The organism is Kitasatospora sp. NPDC056651 (assembly GCF_042792155.1).
In the GTDB taxonomy this organism is placed as follows: domain Bacteria; phylum Actinomycetota; class Actinomycetes; order Streptomycetales; family Streptomycetaceae; genus Kitasatospora.
This window is the reverse complement of the sequence record NZ_JBHTWX010000010.1, coordinates 23,968-43,901: the sequence shown is the minus strand read 5'-3', so window position 1 is coordinate 43,901 and position 19,934 is coordinate 23,968. Positions and strand designations below refer to the sequence as shown.

The following is a 19,934-nucleotide window of genomic DNA, read 5'->3' as shown; positions in this document are numbered from 1 at the left end:
AGGCACGATGGGGCGCTTTGTCGCGAGGCGACTGCTCCAGATGATCCCGGTCTTCTTCGGAACGACCCTGCTCATCTTTTTGATGGTGCACGCGCTGCCGGGTGACCCGGTGGCCGCGATGTGGGGCGACAAGGCGCCGGACCCGGCGCAGGTCGCGGCCCTGAAGCACACGATGGGTCTCGACAAGCCGATGCTTCAGCAGTACCTCGACTACATGGGGAACCTGCTGACCGGTGACTTCGGAAAGACCCTGGCCCAGCGACCGGTGCGCGACGTGATCACCGAGGCGCTGCCGGTCACGGTTCGGCTGGCACTGCTCGCGTTCCTCATCGAGATCGTGCTGGGCATCGGCATCGGCCTGCTCGCCGGTCTGCGCCGCGGCAAGGCGTTCGACAAGGGCGCCCTGGTCTTCACCCTGCTGCTGATCTCGATCCCGATCCCGGTCCTCGGCTTCATCTTCCAGACGATCTTCGCGGACAACCTGCACTGGGTCACGCCGACCGTCCAGGACTCGAACGACATCACCCAGCTGATGCTGCCGGCCATCGTGCTCGGCTCGGTGTCGCTGGCCTACGTGGCGCGCCTCACCCGTACCTCCATCGCCGAGAACATCAAGGCCGACTACGTCCGCACCGCGACGGCCAAGGGCCTGCCGCGGCGCAAGGTGATCGGCACCCACCTGCTGCGCAACTCGCTGATCCCGGTGGTCACCTTCCTCGGCACCGACCTGGGCGCCCTGATGGGCGGCGCGATCGTCACCGAAGGCATCTTCAACGTCAAGGGTGTCGGCAACGCGCTCTTCCACGCGATCAACCTGAAGGAGGGCTCGACGGTCTCCGGCTTCGTGGCCTTCCTGGTGATCGTGTACCTGGTTGCTGGCCTGCTCGTCGACCTGCTTTACGCGGTCCTGGACCCGAGGATCCGTTATGCCTGACCTGACCGAGAAGAAGACGGCCGAGGAGATCCCGGCCCAGGCCGCCACCGCGGCCGCCAAGCCGGAGAAGGCCCGCAGCCTCGGCTCCGACGCCTGGCACGACCTGCGCCGCAAGCCGATCTTCGTGCTCTCCGCGCTGCTCATCGTGCTGCTGGTCGTCATCGCGATCGCACCGGGCCTGTTCACCTCGGTGGACCCGCGGGCGGGCGACCTGCGAGCGCACTACCTGACGAAGCCGAACTACAGCCACCTCTTCCAGCCGGACTGGTTCGGTTACGACCTCCAGGGCCGCAGCATCTACGCGCGCGTCATCTACGGCGCCCGGGCCTCGGTCGTGGTCGGCATCTGCGTCACCGTCGGCGTGACCGTCCTCGGCGGCATCGCCGGCATGGTCGCCGGCTACTTCGGGGGCTGGGTCGACACGATCATCTCCCGCGTCACCGACATCTTCTTCGGCATCCCGCTGCTGCTCGGCTCGCTGGTGGTCCTCAACGCCTTCACCACCCGCACCGTCTGGAGCGTGGTCTTCGCGCTGTCGGCCCTGGGCTGGACCCAGATGACCCGTGTCATGCGCGGCTCGGTGATCACGGTCAAGCAGGCCGACTTCGTGACGGCGGCCAAGGCCCTGGGGGCCAGCACCAACCGGATCATGTTCAAGCACATCCTGCCGAACGCGGTCGCCCCGGTGATCGTCGTCGCGACCATCGCGCTCGGCGGTTACATCGCCACCGAGGCCACGCTGAGCTTCCTCGGCATCGGTCTGCAGGACCCGACCATCTCCTGGGGTATCGACATCAACTCGGCCCAGAAGGTGATCCGTACGGCGCCGTTCGCCCTGTTCTTCCCCGCCGGCATGCTGAGCCTCACCGTGCTGGCCTTCATCATGCTCGGCGACGCGGTGCGCGACGCCCTCGACCCGAAGCTCCGTTGAGAGAAGAGGTGACGACCCGATGACCACCGTGATCGAGAACAGCCAGAAGAACGAACGTCTCGAAGTTGGCACCCCTCTCCTGGAGGTGAAGGACCTCCACGTGGAGTTCCACACCCGGGACGGGATCGCCAAGGCCGTGAACGGCGTCAACTACTCCGTCGCGGCCGGCGAGACGCTCGCCGTGCTCGGCGAGTCCGGCTCCGGCAAGTCCGTGACGGCGCAGACCATCATGGGCATCCTGGACATGCCCCCGGGCAAGGTGACCCAGGGCGAGATCCTGTACCGCGGCCAGGACATGCTCAAGATGAGCAACGAGCAGCGGCGGCAGATCCGCGGCCGGAAGATCGCGATGATCTTCCAGGACGCGCTGTCCGCGCTGAACCCGGTGCTCAGCGTCGGCTACCAGCTCGGCGAGATGTTCCGGGTGCACCAGGGCGCCTCCAAGAAGGAGGCGAAGGAGAAGGCCATCGAGCTGATGGAGCGGGTGCGCATCCCCGCGGCCAGGCAGCGGGTGAACGACTTCCCGCACCAGTTCTCCGGCGGCATGCGCCAGCGCATCATGATCGCCATGGCGCTGTCGCTCCAGCCCGACCTGATCATCGCCGACGAGCCCACCACCGCCCTGGACGTGACCGTCCAGGCCCAGGTGATGGACCTGCTCGCCGAGCTCCAGGCCGAGTACAACATGGGTCTGATCCTGATCACCCACGACCTCGGCGTGGTCGCCGACGTCGCGGACAAGATCGCCGTGATGTACGCGGGCCGGATCGTGGAGACCGCCCCGGTGCACGACCTGTACGCGAACCCCGCGCACCCGTACACCAAGGGCCTGCTCCGTTCCATCCCGCGCCTGGACCAGAAGGGCCAGGAGCTGTACGCGATCAAGGGCCTGCCCCCGAACCTGCTGAAGGTTCCGGCCGGCTGCGCGTTCAACCCCCGCTGCGACGTCGCCACCGACCTGTGCCGCACCGAGACCCCGGCGCTGCACCACGTGACGGACAAGGACGGCAAGGAGCTCACCGGCCGCCGCAGCGCGTGCCACCTCTGGAAGGAGACCCTCCATGGCTGAGACCATCCTGGAGGTCAAGGACCTGGTCAAGCACTACCCGCTGACCCAGGGCATCCTCTTCAAGAAGCAGGTCGGCGCGGTCAAGGCCGTCGACGGCATCTCCTTCGAGCTGAAGAAGGGTGAGACGCTCGGCATCGTCGGCGAGTCCGGCTGTGGCAAGTCCACGCTGGCCAAGGTGCTGATGAACCTGGAGCGTGCCACCTCCGGCCAGGTGCTGTTCAAGGGCGAGGACATCTCCACGCTGCAGGGTTCGGCCCTCAAGGCCGTCCGCCGCAACATCCAGATGGTGTTCCAGGACCCGTACACCTCGCTCAACCCGCGGATGACGGTCGGCGACATCATCGGCGAGCCGTTCGAGATCCACCCCGAGGTGGCGCCCAAGGGCGACCGCCGCAAGGCCGTCCAGGACCTGCTGGACGTCGTGGGTCTGAACCCGGAGTACATCAACCGGTACCCGCACCAGTTCTCCGGCGGCCAGCGCCAGCGCATCGGCATCGCCCGCGGTCTCGCGCTCAAGCCGGAGATCATCATCTGCGACGAGCCGGTCTCGGCGCTGGACGTGTCCGTCCAGGCGCAGGTGATCAACCTGCTGGAGCAGCTCCAGGGCGAGTTCGGCCTCTCCTACATGTTCATCGCCCACGACCTCTCCATCGTCCGGCACATCTCCGACCGGGTCGGCGTGATGTACCTGGGCAAGATGGTCGAGATCGGCTCGGACGAGGAGATCTACGAGAACGCCACCCACCCGTACACCCAGGCGCTGCTCTCCGCGGTGCCGGTGCCGGACCCGACGGCGCGCGAGACCCGGGACCGGATCGTGCTCGCCGGCGACATCCCCTCGCCGGCCAACCCGCCGTCCGGCTGCCGCTTCCGCACCCGCTGCTGGAAGGCGGAGGAGCGGTGCTCCCAGGAGATCCCGCTGCTCGCGGTGCCCTCGGTGCTGGAGGGCCCGGCCGCGCACGAGTCGGCCTGCCACTTCCCCGAGGTCCGGGAGCAGGCCGCGGCCTGATCCCCGGTGGTTCCAGGAAGGGCCCGCGGCGTTCGCGCCGCGGGCCCTTCCCGTGTTTCGGCCGGTCCGCACCGGTCCGGCGCCCCGTCAACTCCGGGCGAGGTCCACGCACCCGTCCGAGTGCACTTGACGCGCGCCGTCGCCGGGCCGCGCTTCTCATGGGGTGTGATGCGACACACACCCTGAGGAGGGACCTCCATGCCCGTAGCCGTCCGTGCCCGTTGGGTCCTCGCCGCCGCGACGTCCGTGGTCCTGGTGGCCACCGGATGCGGCGACAGCGGGGGAGGGAGCAGTAGCAGTTCGTCGGACGCGAGCAAGACGTTCAGCTACCAGAGCAACGAGCCGCAGAACCCGCTGCAGCCCGCCAACGCGAACGAGGTCGGCGGCGGCCGCATCATCCAGAACCTCTTCAAGGGGCTCGTGGACTACGACCCGAGCAACGCCAAGATCCGGATGCAGGTCGCGGACAAGATCGACACCAGCGACTCGCAGACCTTCGACATCACGCTGAAGGACGGCTGGAAGTTCCACGACGGCACCCCGGTGCACGCCCAGAACTTCGTCGACGCCTGGAACTGGGGCGCCAACCCCGCCAACAACCAGATCAACAGCTCCTGGTTCTCCGACATCGAGGGCTACCAGGACGTCCACCCGGCCTCCGGCTCGGCGAGCACGGACAAGATGTCCGGGCTGACCGTCACCGACGACCTCCACTTCACCGTCAAGCTGATCCACAAGGTCTCGTACTTCGAGTACAAGCTCGGCTACATCGCCTTCTCGCCGCTGCCCGAGGGCTTCTACAAGGACCCGGCCGGATACGGGCAGAAGCCGGTGGGCAACGGCCCGTACGAGTTCGTCAGCTGGGCGCACAACAGCCAGGTGGTGACCAAGAGCTTCCCGGACTACCAGGGCGCGGACAAGCCGAAGAACGGCGGCATCGTCTTCAAGATGTACACCACGGCCGAGGCCGCGTACGCGGACCTCCAGTCCAACAACCTGGACGTGGCGGACCAGGTGCCGCCGTCCGCGCTGGCCACGTACAAGAGCGACCTCGGCGACCGCGCGGTGGACGAGCCGCAGGGCGCCATCCAGAACATCGGCTTCACGCTCTACCAGGGCGACTGGTCCGGGCCGGAGAAGGCCAAGGTGCGCCAGGGCCTGTCGATGGCGATCGACCGCGACACCATCACCAAGACGGTGCTCCAGGGCTCCCGCAAGCCCGCCACCGCCTGGGTCGCCGAGGGCGTCGAGGGCTACAAGGACGGCACCTGCGGCGACAACTGCAAGTTCGATCCGGCCAAGGCCAAGCAGCTGATCGAGGAGGGCGGCGGCGTCCCCGGCAACAAGCTGATGATCACCTACAACGCGGACGGCGGCCACAAGGAGTGGGTCGACGCGGTCTGCAACTCGATCCGGCAGAGCACCGGGGTCGACTGTCTGGGCGACCCGAAGCCCGACTTCAAGACGGCGCGGGCCGCGATCACCGGGCACCAGATCAACGGCGCCTTCCGCACCGGCTGGGTGCAGGACTACCCGCTGAACGCCAACTTCCTGGCGGACGTGTACCGCACCGGCGCCGCGTCCAACGACTTCGGCTACAGCGACCCGAAGTTCGACGAAGCCGCCACCAAGGCCGACGAGGCGGGCAGCGTCGCCGACACGGTGACCGGCTACCAGCAGGCCGAGGCGGTGCTGCCGAGCGGCATGCCGGCCATCCCGCTCTGGTACTACCGCACCAACTCCGGCTACTCGACCAAGGTGCAGAACGTGAAGTTCGACTCCTTCGGGAACCCGGCCTGGACCCAGGTCGAGGTCAAGGGCTGAGCCCCGCCCCCTCGCGCCGGCCCCGCCCTCCCCGCGCGGAGGGCGGGGCCCGGTCTCGCGGCCGACGGCCGGCCGGAACCCGGCCGGACACCTAGGAAGGAGGCCCGGATGGGCAGTTACGTGCTGCGGCGGGTGCTGCAGATGATCCCGGTGTTCTTCGGCGCCACACTGCTGATCTTCCTGATGGTCTACACGCTGCCGGGCGATCCGGTGGCGGCACTGTTCGGCGAGAAGGCCGCCGACCCGGCCGTGGTCGCCAGCATCAAGCACACGTACTACCTGGACCAGCCGATCTGGAAGCAGTACCTGCACTACATGGGGAACCTCTTCCAGGGGGACTTCGGCACCAGCTTCACCGGCCGGCCGGTCACCGACATCATGGCGGGCGCCTTCCCGGTCACCATCCGGCTCGCCCTGCTGGCCTTCGTCTTCGAGATGGTCGCCGGCCTCGCCCTCGGCCTGGTCTCCGGCCTGTGGCGCGGCAGCATCGCGGACACCCTGGTGCTGATCCTCACCCTGGTGGTGATCTCGATCCCGGTCTTCGTACTGGCCTACATCGCGCAGACGGTGTTCGCCACCAACCTGGGCTGGGTCACTCCGACCGTCCAGGACAGCTACGACCTGACCCAGCTGGTGCTGCCGGCCATCGTGCTGGGCTCGCTCTCGCTCGCGTACGTCGCCCGGCTCGCCCGGACCTCGATCGGCGAGAACCTGCGGGCCGACTACATCCGCACCGCGGTCGCCAAGGGCCTGCCGCGACGGACCGTCATCACCCGCCACCTGCTGCGCAACTCGCTGATCCCGGTGGTGACCTTCCTCGGCACCGACCTCGGCGCGCTGATGGGCGGGGCGATCGTCACCGAGGGCATCTTCAACGTGCAGGGCATCGGCAACGTCCTGTACCGGGCGATCAACCAGAAGGAGGGCCCCACCGTGGTCGGCATCGTGACCGTCCTGGTGATCGTCTACCTGGTCGCCAGCCTGCTCGTCGACCTGCTCTACGCGGTCCTGGACCCGAGGATCCGCTATGCCTGACATCCACGACGAGGACTCGTACGAGCCGCACCCCAAGCCGGGGGTGTCACGCCTCGACTACGCGGGGGAGCAGGGCATGGCGGTCGAGCAGGAGACCTTGGTCGAACCGGACGTGGTGAAGCGCGAGGAGGCCCGCAGCCTCTGGGCGGACGCCTGGCGGGACCTGCGCCGGCGGCCGATCTTCCTGATCTCGGCGGTGCTCATCCTGCTGCTGGTGGTGATGGCGGTCTTCCCCTGGGCGTTCACCGGCGCCGACCCGCGCCACGCCGACCTGGTGAACAACTACCTCAGACGGCCCAGCTGGGGCGACGTCTTCGGGGCCGGCTGGTTCGGCTACGACGCCCAGGGCCGGTCCATCTACGCCCGGGTGGTGTACGGGGCCCGGGCCTCGATCACCGTCGGCATCTTCGTCACCGCCGCCGTCACCGTGCTCGGCGGACTGACCGGGATGGTGGCCGGCTACTTCGGCGGCTGGATCGACGCGGTGCTCTCCCGGATCACGGACATCTTCTTCGGCATCCCGCTGCTGCTCGGCGCGCTGGTGCTGCTGAACGCCTTCGCCACCCGCACGGTGTGGAGCGTGGTCATCGCGCTGGGCGTGCTCGGCTGGACCCAGATCGCCCGGGTGATGCGCGGCGCGGTGCTGACCGTCAAACAGTCCGACTACGTGGTGGCCGGGCGGGCGCTCGGCGCCGGCACCGGCCGGCTGATGTTCCGGCACATCCTGCCGAACGCGCTCGCGCCGGTGATCGTGGTGGCGACGATCGCGCTCGGCGGCTACATCGCCACCGAGGCGACGCTGAGCTTCCTCGGCATCGGACTCCAGGACCCGACCATCTCCTGGGGCATCGACATCTCCTCCGCGCAGAAGGTGATCCGGACCGCGCCGTACGTGCTGTTCTTCCCGGCCGCGGCACTCTCGATCACGGTGCTGGCCTTCATCATGCTGGGCGACGCGGTGCGCGACGCCCTCGATCCGAAGCTTCGCTGAGCGAGGGGAGCGCGTCGTGAGCACAGCGCTGGACACCACCGGGCACGAGCGGGAGGCGCCGTTCCCGGGGCCGCTGCTCGACGTCCGGGACCTGCACGTCGAGTTCGTCACCCGGGACGGCGTCGCCCGGGCCGTGAACGGCGTCGACTACTCCGTCTCGGCCGGGGAGACGCTGGCGGTGCTGGGGGAGTCCGGCTCCGGCAAGTCGGTCACGGCGCAGGCGATCATGGGCATCCTGGACATGCCGCCGGCCCGGATCCCGCGCGGCGAGATCCTCTACCGCGGCCAGGACATGCTCACGATGGGCAAGGACGAGCGGCGGCGGATCCGCGGCCGGAAGATCGCGATGATCTTCCAGGACTCGCTGTCCGCGCTGAACCCGGTGCTCAGCGTCGGCTACCAGCTCGGCGAGATGTTCCGGGCCCACCGGGGGACCTCCCACAAGGAGGCGCGGGAGAAGGCCGTCGAGCTGATGGAGCGGGTCCGCATCCCCGCCGCCAGGCAGCGGGTGGGCGACTTCCCGCACCAGTTCTCCGGCGGGATGCGCCAGCGCATCATGATCGCGATGGCGCTGGCCCTGGAGCCCGATCTGATCATCGCGGACGAGCCGACCACCGCGCTGGACGTGACCGTCCAGGCCCAGGTGATGGACCTGCTCGCCGAACTCCAGGCCGAGTACAACATGGGCCTGATCCTGATCACCCACGACCTGGGCGTGGTCGCGGACGTCGCGGACAAGATCGCCGTGATGTACGCGGGCCGGATCGTCGAGACCGCCCCGGTCCACCAGCTGTACGCCCGCCCCGCGCACCCGTACACCCGGGGGCTGCTGGACTCGATCCCCCGGCTGGACCAGAAGGGCCAGGAACTCTACGCCATCAAGGGCCTGCCGCCCAACCTGCTGCGCGTCCCCGAGGGCTGCGCCTTCAACCCGCGCTGCCCGCGCGCCCAGGACGTCTGCCGGGCCGAGGTGCCGGAGCTGTTCCCGGTCGCCGAGGAGGACGGGGCGCCGACGGAGGGACGCGGCAGCGCCTGTTTCTTCTGGAAGGAGACCCTCCATGGCCGCTAACGGGTCCAGCGCCCTGGGCGCGGCGGTGCCGGAGGAGGCCGTCCTCGCGCGGGAGGTGCCGCGCGGCGAGCCGATCCTCGAAGTCCGGGACCTGGTCAAGCACTTCCCGCTGACCAAGGGCGTCCTCCTCAAGCGGCAGGTCGGCGCGGTCAAGGCGGTGGACGGGGTCACCTTCGACCTGATGCAGGGCGAGACGCTCGGCATCGTCGGCGAGTCCGGCTGCGGGAAGTCCACACTGGCCAAGGTGCTGATGAACCTGGAGCCCGCCACCGGGGGATCGGTCCGCTACAAGGGGGAGGAGATCTCCCGGCTCTCCGGCGGGGCGCTGAAGGCCGTCCGCCGGAACATCCAGATGGTGTTCCAGGACCCGTACACCTCGCTCAACCCGCGGATGACGGTCGGCGACATCATCGGCGAGCCGTTCGAGATCCACCCCGAGGTGGCGCCCAAGGGCGACCGCCGCAAGGCCGTCCAGGACCTGCTGGACGTGGTCGGACTCAACCCCGAGTACATCAACCGGTACCCGCACCAGTTCTCCGGCGGCCAGCGCCAGCGCATCGGCATCGCACGGGGGTTGGCGCTCAAGCCGGAGGTCATCATCTGCGACGAGCCGGTCTCGGCACTGGACGTCTCGGTACAGGCACAGGTGATCAACCTGCTGGACAAGCTGCAGGGCGAGTTCAACCTGTCGTACATGTTCATCGCGCACGACCTCTCGATCGTCCGGCACATCTCGGACCGGGTCGGCGTGATGTACCTGGGGAAGATGGTCGAGATCGGCTCGGACGAGGAGATCTACGACCACGCGACGCACCCGTACACCCAGGCGCTGCTCTCCGCGGTGCCGGTGCCGGACCCGACGGCGCGCGAGACCCGGGACCGGATCGTGCTCACCGGCGACGTGCCCTCACCGGCCAACCCGCCGTCCGGCTGCCGCTTCCGCACCCGCTGCTGGAGGGCCCAGCAGCGGTGCGAGGTCGAGGTGCCGCTGCTGACCGCGCCGTCCTGGCTGGACGGGGCGGCGCGGCACGACTCGGCTTGTCACTTCGCGGCGGAGCGCGAGATCGGGCAGAGCGCGGCGGAGCGCGAGATCGAGCAGAGTGCGGCGGAGCGCGAGATCGGGCAGGGCCCGGCGGAGCGCGAGGGCGGCGAGGCCGCGGGCTGAGGGGTCGTGACGGAAAAGAGATCTGCCACGGGCTCGCCAAGTACTCGCTGTTCCTTGATAGTTGCTCTGCGCCCAACGGTGGACGCCGCTGTGCCGAGGAGGGCTGCTCTCATGGACGCGGTGGAGGTGATCGGCGGTGGTCGGGGGAGCCTGGAGCCCGGTACGCCGTTGCTGGAGGTCGACGACCTGCACGTGGAGTTCCACACTCGGGACGGCGTGGCCAAGGCCGTCAACGGGGTGAGCTACTCCGTCTCGGCCGGGGAGACGCTGGCGGTGCTGGGGGAGTCCGGCTCCGGCAAGTCGGTCACGGCGCAGGCGATCATGGGCATCCTGGACATGCCGCCGGGGCGGATCACCGCGGGGCGGGTCCTGTTCCGCGGCGAGGACCTGCTGACCATGCGCGAGGGCGCCCGGCGGACCGTCCGGGGCGGGCACATCGCGATGATCTTCCAGGACTCGCTGTCCGCGCTGAACCCGGTGCTCAGCGTCGGCTACCAGCTCGGCGAGATGTTCCGGACGCACCGGGGGGCCACCCGCAAGGAGGCGCGGGAGAAGGCCGTCGAGCTGATGGAGCGGGTCCGCATCCCCGCCGCCAGGCAGCGGGTGGGCGACTTCCCGCACCAGTTCTCCGGCGGGATGCGCCAGCGCATCATGATCGCGATGGCGCTGGCCCTGGAGCCCGATCTGATCATCGCGGACGAGCCGACCACCGCGCTGGACGTGACCGTCCAGGCCCAGGTGATGGACCTGCTCGCCGAACTCCAGGCCGAGTACAACATGGGCCTGATCCTGATCACCCACGACCTCGGTGTGGTCGCGGACGTCGCGGACAAGATCGCCGTGATGTACGCGGGCCGGATCGTCGAGACCGCCCCGGTCCACCAGCTGTACGCCCGCCCCGCGCACCCGTACACCCGGGGGCTGCTGGACTCGATCCCCCGGCTGGACCAGAAGGGCCGGGACCTGCACGCCATCAAGGGCCTGCCGCCGAGCCTGCTGCGCATCCCGGAGGGCTGCGCCTTCAACCCGCGCTGCGACCGTGCGCAGGACCGCTGCCGCACCGAACTCCCGGTGCTGGTACCGGTGACGAGCGAGCACGGGACGGAGCTGGTGGGCCGCCGCAGCGCCTGCCACTACTGGCGCGAGACGCTGCACGGCTGAGGCCCGCCGGCCCCCGCAGGGCCGCTCCGGTCGGCTACTTCAGGAAGCCGACGTTCTCCCAGACGATGTCGGACAGGCCCTGGGCGCCGATGTTGGCGAGGTCGGCGCGGGCTCCGAACAACTGCGGGCGCTGGTAGAGCGGCAGGACGCCGGCCACCTTCCAGAGTTCGCCGTCGGCCTGGTTGACCGCCTCGGAGACGGCGGCCGCGTCGGTCGCGGCGGCGGCCCGGTCGAGCGCGGCGTCCGCCGCCGGGCTGCCCGCGCCGACGCGGTTGGTGCCGCCGTTCTGGGCGAAGTTGGCACGGTTCCCGCTGGCCGGGAAGGGGGTGCCGATCAGGGAGTAGGCGGCGATGTCGAAGTCGTCGCGGTTGACGTACTTGTCGAAGAACTCGTTGAGGGGGGCGGTCACCGTGGTGACCTTGATGCCGACGTCCTTGAGCATCCTGGTGGCGTTGGCGGCCTCGGTCTGGGCCGGGGTGACGCCGGCCGGGACGACCATCCGCAGGTTCAGCTCGCGGCCGTCCTTCTTCCGGACGTCGCCGTCCGTCTTCCAGCCGGCCGAGTCCAGCTTGCGGGCGGCCTCGGCCGGGTCGTAGCGGGCCAGGCCCAGGGAGTTGTCGCGGTAGCCGTTCTGGTTGGTGACCAGCAGGTGGTTGTTGAGCGGGACGGTGGGCCAGTCCAGGCCGCTGAGGTCGGCGCGGATCACCGCGTCCCGGTCGATCGCCTGGAAGACGGCCTGGCGCACGGTCGCGTCGCCGAGCGCGGGGGTGCGGGCGTTCAGGGTGAGCTGACGGAAGTCCGGCCCGCCGGCCCGGCGGACCACGGCGCCCTTGGTGCTCTTGATGAGCTGGTAACCGGCCACGTCCGGGCCGTTGTTGACGAGGTCGAGCTCTCCCTTGGCGAAGGCGGCGGGCATCGCGGAGGGCAGCATCGCGTGGAAGACGATCCGGTCCAGCACCGGTTTGTCGCCCCACCAGGAGGGGTCGGCGACCAGTGTGACGGTCTGGGCGGTGCGGTCCAGCCGCTCGACCCTGAACGGGCCGGATGTGACCGGGAACCCGTCCAGGTAGGCGGTGTTGAACAGCTCCGGGGTGGAGATCCGGGTGGCGGGCAGCAGCGGGGCGTTGCTCGCGCTGTTGAACATCGACTGCCACTCGGAGAACGGGCGGTCGAAGGTCATCACGGCCTGGAAGTCGTCCTTGCCGCGCTCGACCGAGGAGACCAGTTCGAAGCCGGTGTTGCTGGAGGACTTGTACGCCGGGTCCTTCCCGTTCAGGGCGCGCCAGTTGGCCTCGATGTCGCGCCAGGTGATCGGGGTCCCGTCGGACCAGTGGGCCTTCGGGTTGAGGGTCCAGGTGACCACCTGCCGGCCGTCCCTGAGGTCGGCGTGGGCTTCCTGGAGGTAGGCCGGGTTGGGGGTCTGGGTGCCGGCCGCGTCCGAGCGGAAGAAGGTCGGCAGCAGCGGCTTGCTGACCATGACGGTCGTGGACTCGGCGCCGTCGGCGTGGATCGGCGACCACTGGTGGGAGAACTGGGCGATCGCCAGGTTCAGGGTGCCACCCTGGCGCAGCCGGGCCCGGTCGTGCGGGTTGATGTCGATCGAGGTGAGTTTGGGCGACGAGGGCGCGGAGGGTAGCGCGTCGCCGCCGGCACCGCCCTGGCCGGTGGTGCAGGAGCAGAGGGCCAGCGAGAGGGTGAGGGCGGTGAGACCGGCGAGCAGGGCCGTCCCGTGGTGCTGGAGGCGGCGGCGCATCGGCGTGCTCCCCGGGGTGGATGTGACGGATGGTGTGGCGTCACATCTTGCTGACCGGGAGGGGCGTTGTCGAGCGGCGGCGCGGAGGGCAGGGAGAAGGGGCGGGCCCGGGTGCGGGCCCGCCCCTTTCGAGCGCGGGTTCTTCGGCCGCGGAGGTGTCAGACCGCGAACTTGAAGGTGCGGTCCTTGTCGCCGGTCTTGTCGAACACCGAGGCGACGCCGTCCGCGACGTCCTGCGGGGTGATCGCGGCGAGCTGGCCGTTCTTCTTGACCTTCACCTTGTCGAACGCGGTGCCCAGCTGGCCGGAGAGCGCGTCGAGGTCCCACTTGGGCACGATCTTGCCGGAGGCGTCCGGGACCAGGGTGAGCGCCTTGGCGGCGGTCCTCGGGCCGAAGTCCCAGGTCTTGGCGCCGGCCGTGACGTGCACCTTGCCGGAGGCCACCTGCTTGCCGAGGCTGTCGGCGGCGGCCTGGAGGGCCTGGGCGGAGACCTTCGGCTGGGCGGCCGCGACGGCGAGGGCGATCGGCTGGTCGGGCTTGCCGTCGGCGCGGTCGCGGTAGGCCTGCTCGATCACGTCCAGGGCGCTCGCCGAGTCCACCGCCTGGCCGGCCCGGCCGGGCACGACGATCGGCTCGCCGTTGTCGCCGAACTTGACGTAGCCCTCCTGGAGGCCCGCGCCGGAGCCGCCGGCCAGGGAGTCGAGGGCGGCCTTGAGCTTGGCCCGGTCGACCTTGACCTCGGGGGCGACGGCCTTGGTGCCGCCCTGGAGCGACTTGATGACGTCGACCGGGTTGTAGCTGTGCTGGGCCAGGCCGTCCACGGTGGCGGTGGTGTCGAAGCTCAGCCCGGCGACCGTCGGGTCGAGGTCCACGGCCTGGTCGCCGATCTTCAGCTTGAGCGGCTGCTGGCCGGCCTTGCCGATCGACTCGTCCAGCTGGTGGATCGCCTGGTCGCGGCTGCTGCCGCCGATCTCGGCGCCGAGCACCACGGTGCCCTTGGGGACGTCGGACTGGTTGAGCATCAGACCGGTGCCGTACGCGGCGGCGCCGAGGAACAGCACCGCGCCGATGCCGTAGACGCCCAGCTTGACCAGCTTCTTGCCGGGGCCGCCGCGCTTGGCCTTGGCGGGAGCGGCGGGCCCGGCCTTCGCCTTGGCGGGGGCCGGCGCCGGTGCGTCCTTGGCCGCCTCGGGCCGGGGGCCGGGGGCCGGGGTCGGCAGCGGGGTGAGCTCGGTGGCCTCGGGGTCGCGGCCGGCCTGCTCGGGGCCGCCGGGCCGCGGGGCGGGGGTGGCACTGGGCACGCCCGGGAAGAGGGCGCCGGGGCCGGCCGCGACGGCGGGGTTCTCCTGGCCGGGGGCGGTCGGACGCTGGGTGGCGAACGGGTCGGTGCCGGTCGGGGCCGAGGCGAACAGGCCGGGCTGCGGAGGGCCGTCGGTGCCGTGCGGGACGCCGTTGTGGGGCAGTCCGGGTATCGCGGCGGGCGGCGGGGTGTGGTCGCGGATCGGTGCGAAGCCGTCGACCGAGGTGTCCTCGGGGTTCGCCTCGGCGGCCGGCCCGGCCTGCGGGTGCGGCGCGGGGGCCGGGTTCCCGTTCGGCTGGAAGCCGTTCTGCGGGCCGGGCTGCTGACGGTCGCGCTGCCGGCCGCCGCGCGGGCGGCCGTTGGGCTGGGAGCCGTTGGGCTGGAAGCCGTTCTGCTGGGGCCGGCCGGCGTCCGGGACGGAGGTGCCGAACGGGTCGGCGACCGGGGGGAACGGCTCGGCGGCCGGGGCGAAGGGGGCGGCGGCCTCGTACACGCCGGGCTCCTCCACCGCGGCCTCGGCGCGGTACGGCGCGGCGGGCGCGGCAGGGTCGGGCTGCTTGCCCTGGGACGGCACCGAACGGCCGTTCACGGCGCCCTCGGCACGGGCGGCCCGGCCCGCGGCCGGGCGGGCGGCCTGCGGGCGCGGTTCGGCGGCGGCCGGCGCGGCCGGGGCCTCCACCGTGCCCGTGGCACCGGCCGGCACCGCGGCCGGCACGGTCTCGACGGCCGGGGCCTTCTTCTGGCGCGGCCGGAACCAGGCGCCGGTGGACTCCGACTCGGAGGTCGCCGCCGGGATCGGCGGGACCGCCGGCATCTCCCACTCCGGCGGCAGGCTCGGCGGGGCGGCCGCGCGCCCACCGTCCTCCATCACACCGAGGACGGGCGAGGCCGGCGCGGAGCGGTGCCGCGGGCCGCCCGGCTCGGGCGCGGCGGCCGGGGCGTCATCGCCCGGGCCGTCCTCGTTCTTGACGGCGCTGCGGACGACGACCGGCGGGATCGGACGCGAGCCGGGGATGTTGATCCGGACCCGGGTGGTCAGGGTGGTCTCGGTCTTCGGACCGTCGTCCTCGCCGCCCGACGCGGAGCCCGAGCCGGCCGCGGCCCGGTCGACGCCGGGGCCCGGGGTGCCGTAGGGCGGGGTGCCCGACGGGTAGGCGTCCGGACCCGTGCGCCGGGGCGTCGGGTGGGCGTTGTCAGATTCGCGGCTGCTCAATGCTGCTCTGCTCCGGGTTCGCGGGCGGGCCGTGCGGCGCGACCGCGGTTCGTGGTCGCCGGGCCTGGCTGGGGCGGGCGGCGGTCGGGTACGGCGTTCTGCGGGACCACCATACTGGGAAGAACTGAGCGGCGAACGGCTTCGGACAGATCCTGATACGTCCGGTTCCTCCGGTATGAGAGTAAGGCCGCCCGCTCCTGACTGCGCGTCGTACGAGGTACCGTACGCCGTGCACGACCCGGGTCAGCGCGGGGGGCCGGGCACCCCCGGGAACCAGCCGGCGCGGGTGGGCAGGGTGGCGCAGATCACGCCCAGCACCGAGCCGGCGAACAGCCAGGCCAGCGAGGTCGCGTTGGACCACAGCACGTTGTCGCCCTCGGGCCGGGGCACGATCAGCAGCAGCATCGCCAGGAACCAGCCGGCCGCGGGCGCGCCCGCGCCGAGCCGGGTGCCGGTGACCCGCAGGCCGCCGTAGAAGGTGGCGGCGGTCGCGGCGAGCGCCAGCAGGACCCCCACCGGCGGCCACAGGGCCTGCACGAAGGATCCGCAGACCGACACCGCGACGCCCAGCAGGAAGAACAGGACGTAGGACGCGATCCGGGCGAGGCGCGGGGGCTGGGACTCGGCCAGCCGCTCCTCGCGGGTGCCGAGGACGGCGGCCGGGAACGAGCGGCGCGGCGGCTGGGGGGCGGTCCTGCTCATCGGACGACCTCCTCGGCGTGCGCGGCGTCGGGGACGAGGCCCGCGAACAGGTCGTCCTCCGGTTCGCCCGGCCCGGCCTGGCCGCGTACCAGCTGGTAGTACTCGGTGGTGAACAGCGGCTGGGCGAGGTCGTTGGAGAGCGCGAAGAACGCGTCGTCCACTGTGATCTGGGTGGCGTGCGCGGTCAGCGCGGCGGCCTTGGGGGCGGCGTACCCGGCGCCGTCCAGCACCGTGGTGACGACCTCGTCGTCGACCACGCCGGGGATGTCGGCGGGCTCGGCGACACCCGGGAAGGACGCCTTGGCGGCGGCCTCGGCGAGGCCGGCCCCGATCACCGAGCGGGGCATCCGGTTCCAGTACACCTTGGCGACCCGCCAGGCCGGGCCCAGCGCCGGACGGAACGCCGGATCGGCGGCCAGCTCGTACGCGCGCATCGCGACCCGGTGCGCCTGGATGTGGTCCGGGTGCCCGTAGCCGCCGTTCTCGTCGTACGTGACCAGCACCTGCGGCCGCGCCTCGCGGATCACCGCGACCAGGTGACCGGCCGCCTCGTCGACGTCCGCCCGCCAGAAGCAGCCGGGCGCGTCGTTCTCGGGCACGCCCATCATCCCGGAGTCCCGGTAGCGCCCCGGACCGCCGAGGAAGCGGAAGTCGGTGACGCCGAGGGCGCCCATCGCCGCGGTCAGCTCGCCGATCCGGTACGCGCCGAGGGTGTCGTCCCGATCCGCCGTCAGGTGGGCCAGCTCCGGGGGGATCACCTCGCCGCCCTCGCCGAGGGTGCAGGTCACCAGCGTGACCCGGGCGCCCTCGGCGGCGTACCGGGCCATGGTGGCGCCGTTGCCGATCGACTCGTCGTCGGGGTGCGCGTGGACCAGGAGGAGGCGGCGGCGGCCGGTGGTCGAGGTCATGGGAGGAAGCCTAGGGCCTGTCTTCGGACTCCCGTCGTCCGCCCTCGGCCCGCGGGCGCGAGTTCGGAGACGGGCCCTGACGACCGCGGTGGCGCGGTCAGAGTCGCAGGCCGTTGATCATTCCGGCGAGGTTGCTGGTGACCTGGCTGATCGACGGAGCGATCGAGCTGGAGGCCAGGTAGAAGCCGAGCAGCGCGCAGACGATCGCGTGCGCCAGCTTCAGGCCGGACCGGCGGATCAGGATCACCACGATCACCAGCATCAGCACGGCGGCGGAGATGTTCATGGCCATGTCGGCACACACCCCATTCTCGGGCGCGCCGCCTCCGGGGGGAGGGCGGCGGGGGACTGGAGGCTGCGGGTGGCCGCGGCCCGGGACGGGGGCCGGCGATCACTCGCCGGACAAGTCATACCCGATGGGTGAGGGGGTCATCACACTCAGTGAGTCCGCGCGCGCCGGGGCATCGTGGCATCCGAGGGGCGCGTAGGCCGGTCGGAGGCGGTTTGGGCCCCTTTGGGGCGTACTTCGGCGCGATACTCCGAACGAGTGATCAACGTGCCTCCGGGGGTGGTGGTCCGGCGTCATAAGGTCTGGTGCCATGACCTCCCACACCTCTGAGGACACCTTCCCGCGGCAGTACGCGCGGACCCTGCGCTACACCGTCGGCGCACCCCGCTCCTTCTCCGTCGCACCGGACGGCTCGCGGGTCGTCTTCCTCCGCTCGCGGTCGGGCCACGACCGGGCCAACCTGCTCTGGACCCTCGACACCGCCACCGGCGAGGAGCGGATCGCCGCCGACCCGGCCGCGCTGCTCGGCGGCGGCGAGGAGGACCTCTCCCCGGCCGAGAAGGCGCGCCGCGAACGCAGCCGCGAGGGCTCGGCCGGCGTCGTCGGCTACGCCCTCGACGCGGCCGGCGCGCTGGCCGCCTTCGCCCTCTCCGGCCGGCTGTTCACCGCCGACCTGGCCACCGGCACCACCACCGAACTGCCCGCCGAGGGCCCGCTGTTGGACCCGCGCCCGGCCCCGGACGGCGCCCACGTCGCGTACGCCAACACGGCCGGCGAGCTGCGGCTGACCCGGACCGACGGCAGCGGCGACCGGGTGCTCGCCGAGCCCGACGGCCCGAACGTCACCTGGGGCCAGGCCGAGTTCATCGCCCAGGAGGAGATGGGCCGCGACCGCGGCTTCTGGTGGTCCCCGAAGGGCGACCGGCTGCTGGTCGAGCGCGCCGACGACAGCCGGGTGCGCCGCTGGTGGATCGCCGACCCGGCGAACCCGGACCGCGAGCCCGCCGAGGTCGCCTACCCGGCGGCCGGCAGCACCAACGCCGAGGTCGGGCTCTGGCTGCTCGACCTGCACGGCGGACGCACCGAGGTGGTCTGGGACCGCGAGGCCTTCCCGTACCTGGGCCGGGTGCACTGGTCGAAGGGCGGCGTCCCGCTGCTCCAGGTCCAGTCCCGCGACCAGCGCCACCAGCGGATCCTCGGCCTGGACGTGGCCACCGGCGCCACCGAGTCGCTGCACGAGGAGAAGGGCGGCCCCTGGCTGGAGCTGTTCGCGGGCGTCCCGGCCTGGACCCCGGACGGCAAGCTGGTCCGGATCTCGGACGAGGGAGGGACGCGGGCGCTGGTGATCGGCGACCGCGCCGTGACCGGTGCCGACCTGCACGTGCGGTCGGTCGTCGCGGTCACCGAGGACGAGGTGTTCTTCAGCGCCTCCGGCGGCGTCGAGGAGACCGACCCCGAGCCGGGCTGGGTCGCCGTCGGCCGGATCAGCCACGACGGCAAGCGGCTGGGCTGGGAGTCCGCCAACGGACGGCCGTTCACCTCCGTCACCAGCGCGGTGCACGGCGGCGGCATCACCGTCCGGGCCACCGCCGAGCCCGACCTGCCCGGCACGCTGGTCCAGGTCGCCCGGGACCTGCCCGAGGGCCTGGCGGTCGACGACGTCGCCACCATCGCCTCGCACGCCGAGACCCCGGTCATCACGGCCCGTCCGGTCTTCCGCTTCGCCGGCGAGCGCCGCATCCCGGCCGCCGTCTTCCTGCCCACCGGCTACGACCGCGAGCGGGACGGCCTGCTGCCCGTCCTGATGGACCCGTACGGCGGCCCCGGCGGCCAGCGCGTCCACCAGGCGCACAACCCGCACCTCCAGTCGCAGTGGTTCGCCGACCAGGGCTTCGCCGTGATCGTCGCCGACGGGCGCGGCACCCCCGGGCGCGGGCCGGCCTGGGAGAAGTCGATCGCCTTCGACTTCGCCGGATCCACCCTGGACGACCAGGTGGACGCGCTGGCGGCGCTCGCCGGGGAGTTCCCGCTGGACCTCGACCGGGTCGCCATCCGCGGCTGGTCGTACGGCGGCTACCTCTCCGCGCTGGCCGTGCTGCGCCGCCCGGACGTCTTCCACGCGGCGGTGGCCGGCGCGCCGGTGACCGACTGGGAGCTGTACGACACCCACTACACCGAGCGCTACCTGGGCGACCCGGCCGAGCGGCCCGAGGTGTACGCCGCGAACTCGCTGAGCGGGTACGCGGCCGGGCTGGAGCGCCCGCTGATGATCATCCACGGGCTGGCGGACGACAACGTGGTGGCCGCGCACACCCTGCGGCTGTCCTCGGCGCTGCTCGCCGCCGGGCGCCCGCACACCGTGCTGCCGCTGTCCGGCGTCACCCACATGACCCCGCAGGAGGAGGTCGCGGAGAACCTGCTGCTGCTCCAGGTCGACTTCGTGAAGCGCTCGCTGGGGATGTGAGGCCACCCCGGTCCCGCCCCTGACCAGCCCTTCCGCGGCCGGTACCCCGTGACCGGGGTACCGGCCGCAGCCATGACATCCGTCATGCCGAAGGCACGACGGCGGACACTGCCGCCG

Annotated in this window: 16 protein-coding genes; 11 read left to right on the top strand and 5 right to left on the bottom strand. The window is 71.5% G+C overall.

The genetic code is table 11. From position 1 onward, the window contains the following. The first annotated feature begins 7 nt into the window (after positions 1 to 7). From ACFRAR_RS06865 to ACFRAR_RS06820, 10 genes are all read left to right on the top strand, one after another. Entirely contained in the window at positions 8 to 934 is a 927-nt protein-coding gene (locus tag ACFRAR_RS06865) for an ABC transporter permease (protein ID WP_380695555.1), read from the top strand. Next, positions 927 to 1,865: an ABC transporter permease gene (locus tag ACFRAR_RS06860; protein WP_380695553.1), complete on the top strand. Its 939-nt coding sequence runs from the start codon at positions 927 to 929 to the stop codon at positions 1,863 to 1,865. The genes ACFRAR_RS06865 and ACFRAR_RS06860 overlap by 8 nt, the downstream gene beginning before the upstream one ends. A gap of 19 nt (positions 1,866 to 1,884) precedes the next feature. After that, entirely contained in the window at positions 1,885 to 2,934 is a 1,050-nt protein-coding gene (locus ACFRAR_RS06855; protein ID WP_380695551.1) for an ABC transporter ATP-binding protein, read from the top strand. Then, positions 2,927 to 3,943: an ABC transporter ATP-binding protein gene (locus tag ACFRAR_RS06850; RefSeq protein ID WP_380695549.1), complete on the top strand. Its 1,017-nt coding sequence runs from the start codon at positions 2,927 to 2,929 to the stop codon at positions 3,941 to 3,943. The genes ACFRAR_RS06855 and ACFRAR_RS06850 overlap by 8 nt, the downstream gene beginning before the upstream one ends. A 198-nt stretch (positions 3,944 to 4,141) precedes the next feature. After that, the gene (locus ACFRAR_RS06845) at positions 4,142 to 5,767 is read left to right on the top strand and encodes an ABC transporter substrate-binding protein (protein ID WP_380695547.1); all 1,626 of its coding nucleotides are present in this window, start codon (positions 4,142 to 4,144) and stop codon (positions 5,765 to 5,767) included. Between the two features lie 108 nt (positions 5,768 to 5,875). Further along, positions 5,876 to 6,802: an ABC transporter permease gene (locus tag ACFRAR_RS06840; protein WP_380695545.1), complete on the top strand. Its 927-nt coding sequence runs from the start codon at positions 5,876 to 5,878 to the stop codon at positions 6,800 to 6,802. A gap of 76 nt (positions 6,803 to 6,878) precedes the next feature. Then, a complete protein-coding gene (locus ACFRAR_RS06835; RefSeq protein WP_380695673.1) occupies positions 6,879 to 7,793 on the top strand; it encodes an ABC transporter permease in 915 nt (304 codons plus the stop codon). Between the two features lie 16 nt (positions 7,794 to 7,809). Further along, positions 7,810 to 8,862, top strand: coding sequence for an ABC transporter ATP-binding protein (locus tag ACFRAR_RS06830; protein ID WP_380695543.1), 1,053 nt, complete (start codon positions 7,810 to 7,812; stop codon positions 8,860 to 8,862). Further along, positions 8,852 to 10,027 (top strand): ABC transporter ATP-binding protein, encoded by a 1,176-nt coding sequence (locus ACFRAR_RS06825; RefSeq protein ID WP_380695541.1) that lies wholly within the window; start codon positions 8,852 to 8,854, stop codon positions 10,025 to 10,027. Before ACFRAR_RS06830 ends, ACFRAR_RS06825 begins: the two co-directional genes overlap by 11 nt. 111 nt (positions 10,028 to 10,138) lie before the next feature. Continuing rightward, positions 10,139 to 11,188 carry an ABC transporter ATP-binding protein gene (locus ACFRAR_RS06820; RefSeq protein WP_380695539.1) on the top strand — a complete coding sequence of 350 codons (1,050 nt, stop codon included), beginning with the start codon at positions 10,139 to 10,141 and terminating at the stop codon, positions 11,186 to 11,188. A gap of 34 nt (positions 11,189 to 11,222) precedes the next feature. Here the strand turns inward: ACFRAR_RS06820 and ACFRAR_RS06815 are convergent, their stop codons facing one another. The 5 genes from ACFRAR_RS06815 to ACFRAR_RS06795 form a co-directional block, all read right to left on the bottom strand. Beyond that, positions 11,223 to 12,941 (bottom strand): ABC transporter family substrate-binding protein, encoded by a 1,719-nt coding sequence (locus ACFRAR_RS06815; protein ID WP_380695537.1) that lies wholly within the window; start codon positions 12,939 to 12,941, stop codon positions 11,223 to 11,225. A 158-nt stretch (positions 12,942 to 13,099) separates the two neighbouring features. Further along, positions 13,100 to 15,454, bottom strand: a complete 2,355-nt coding sequence (locus tag ACFRAR_RS06810; protein ID WP_380695535.1) for a hypothetical protein — start codon at positions 15,452 to 15,454, stop codon at positions 13,100 to 13,102. A gap of 243 nt (positions 15,455 to 15,697) precedes the next feature. Next, entirely contained in the window at positions 15,698 to 16,156 is a 459-nt protein-coding gene (locus ACFRAR_RS06805; RefSeq protein WP_380695533.1) for a DUF6113 family protein, read from the bottom strand. Continuing rightward, a complete protein-coding gene (mshB, locus tag ACFRAR_RS06800; protein WP_380695531.1) occupies positions 16,153 to 17,064 on the bottom strand; it encodes an N-acetyl-1-D-myo-inositol-2-amino-2-deoxy-alpha-D-glucopyranoside deacetylase in 912 nt (303 codons plus the stop codon). Before mshB ends, ACFRAR_RS06805 begins: the two co-directional genes overlap by 4 nt. A gap of 97 nt (positions 17,065 to 17,161) precedes the next feature. Then, positions 17,162 to 17,356 carry a DUF2304 family protein gene (locus ACFRAR_RS06795; RefSeq protein WP_049658010.1) on the bottom strand — a complete coding sequence of 65 codons (195 nt, stop codon included), beginning with the start codon at positions 17,354 to 17,356 and terminating at the stop codon, positions 17,162 to 17,164. A gap of 307 nt (positions 17,357 to 17,663) precedes the next feature. Here ACFRAR_RS06795 and ACFRAR_RS06790 point away from each other — a divergent pair, with 307 nt between their 5' ends. Then, positions 17,664 to 19,817: a prolyl oligopeptidase family serine peptidase gene (locus ACFRAR_RS06790; protein WP_380695529.1), complete on the top strand. Its 2,154-nt coding sequence runs from the start codon at positions 17,664 to 17,666 to the stop codon at positions 19,815 to 19,817. Positions 19,818 to 19,934: the final 117 nt, after the last annotated feature.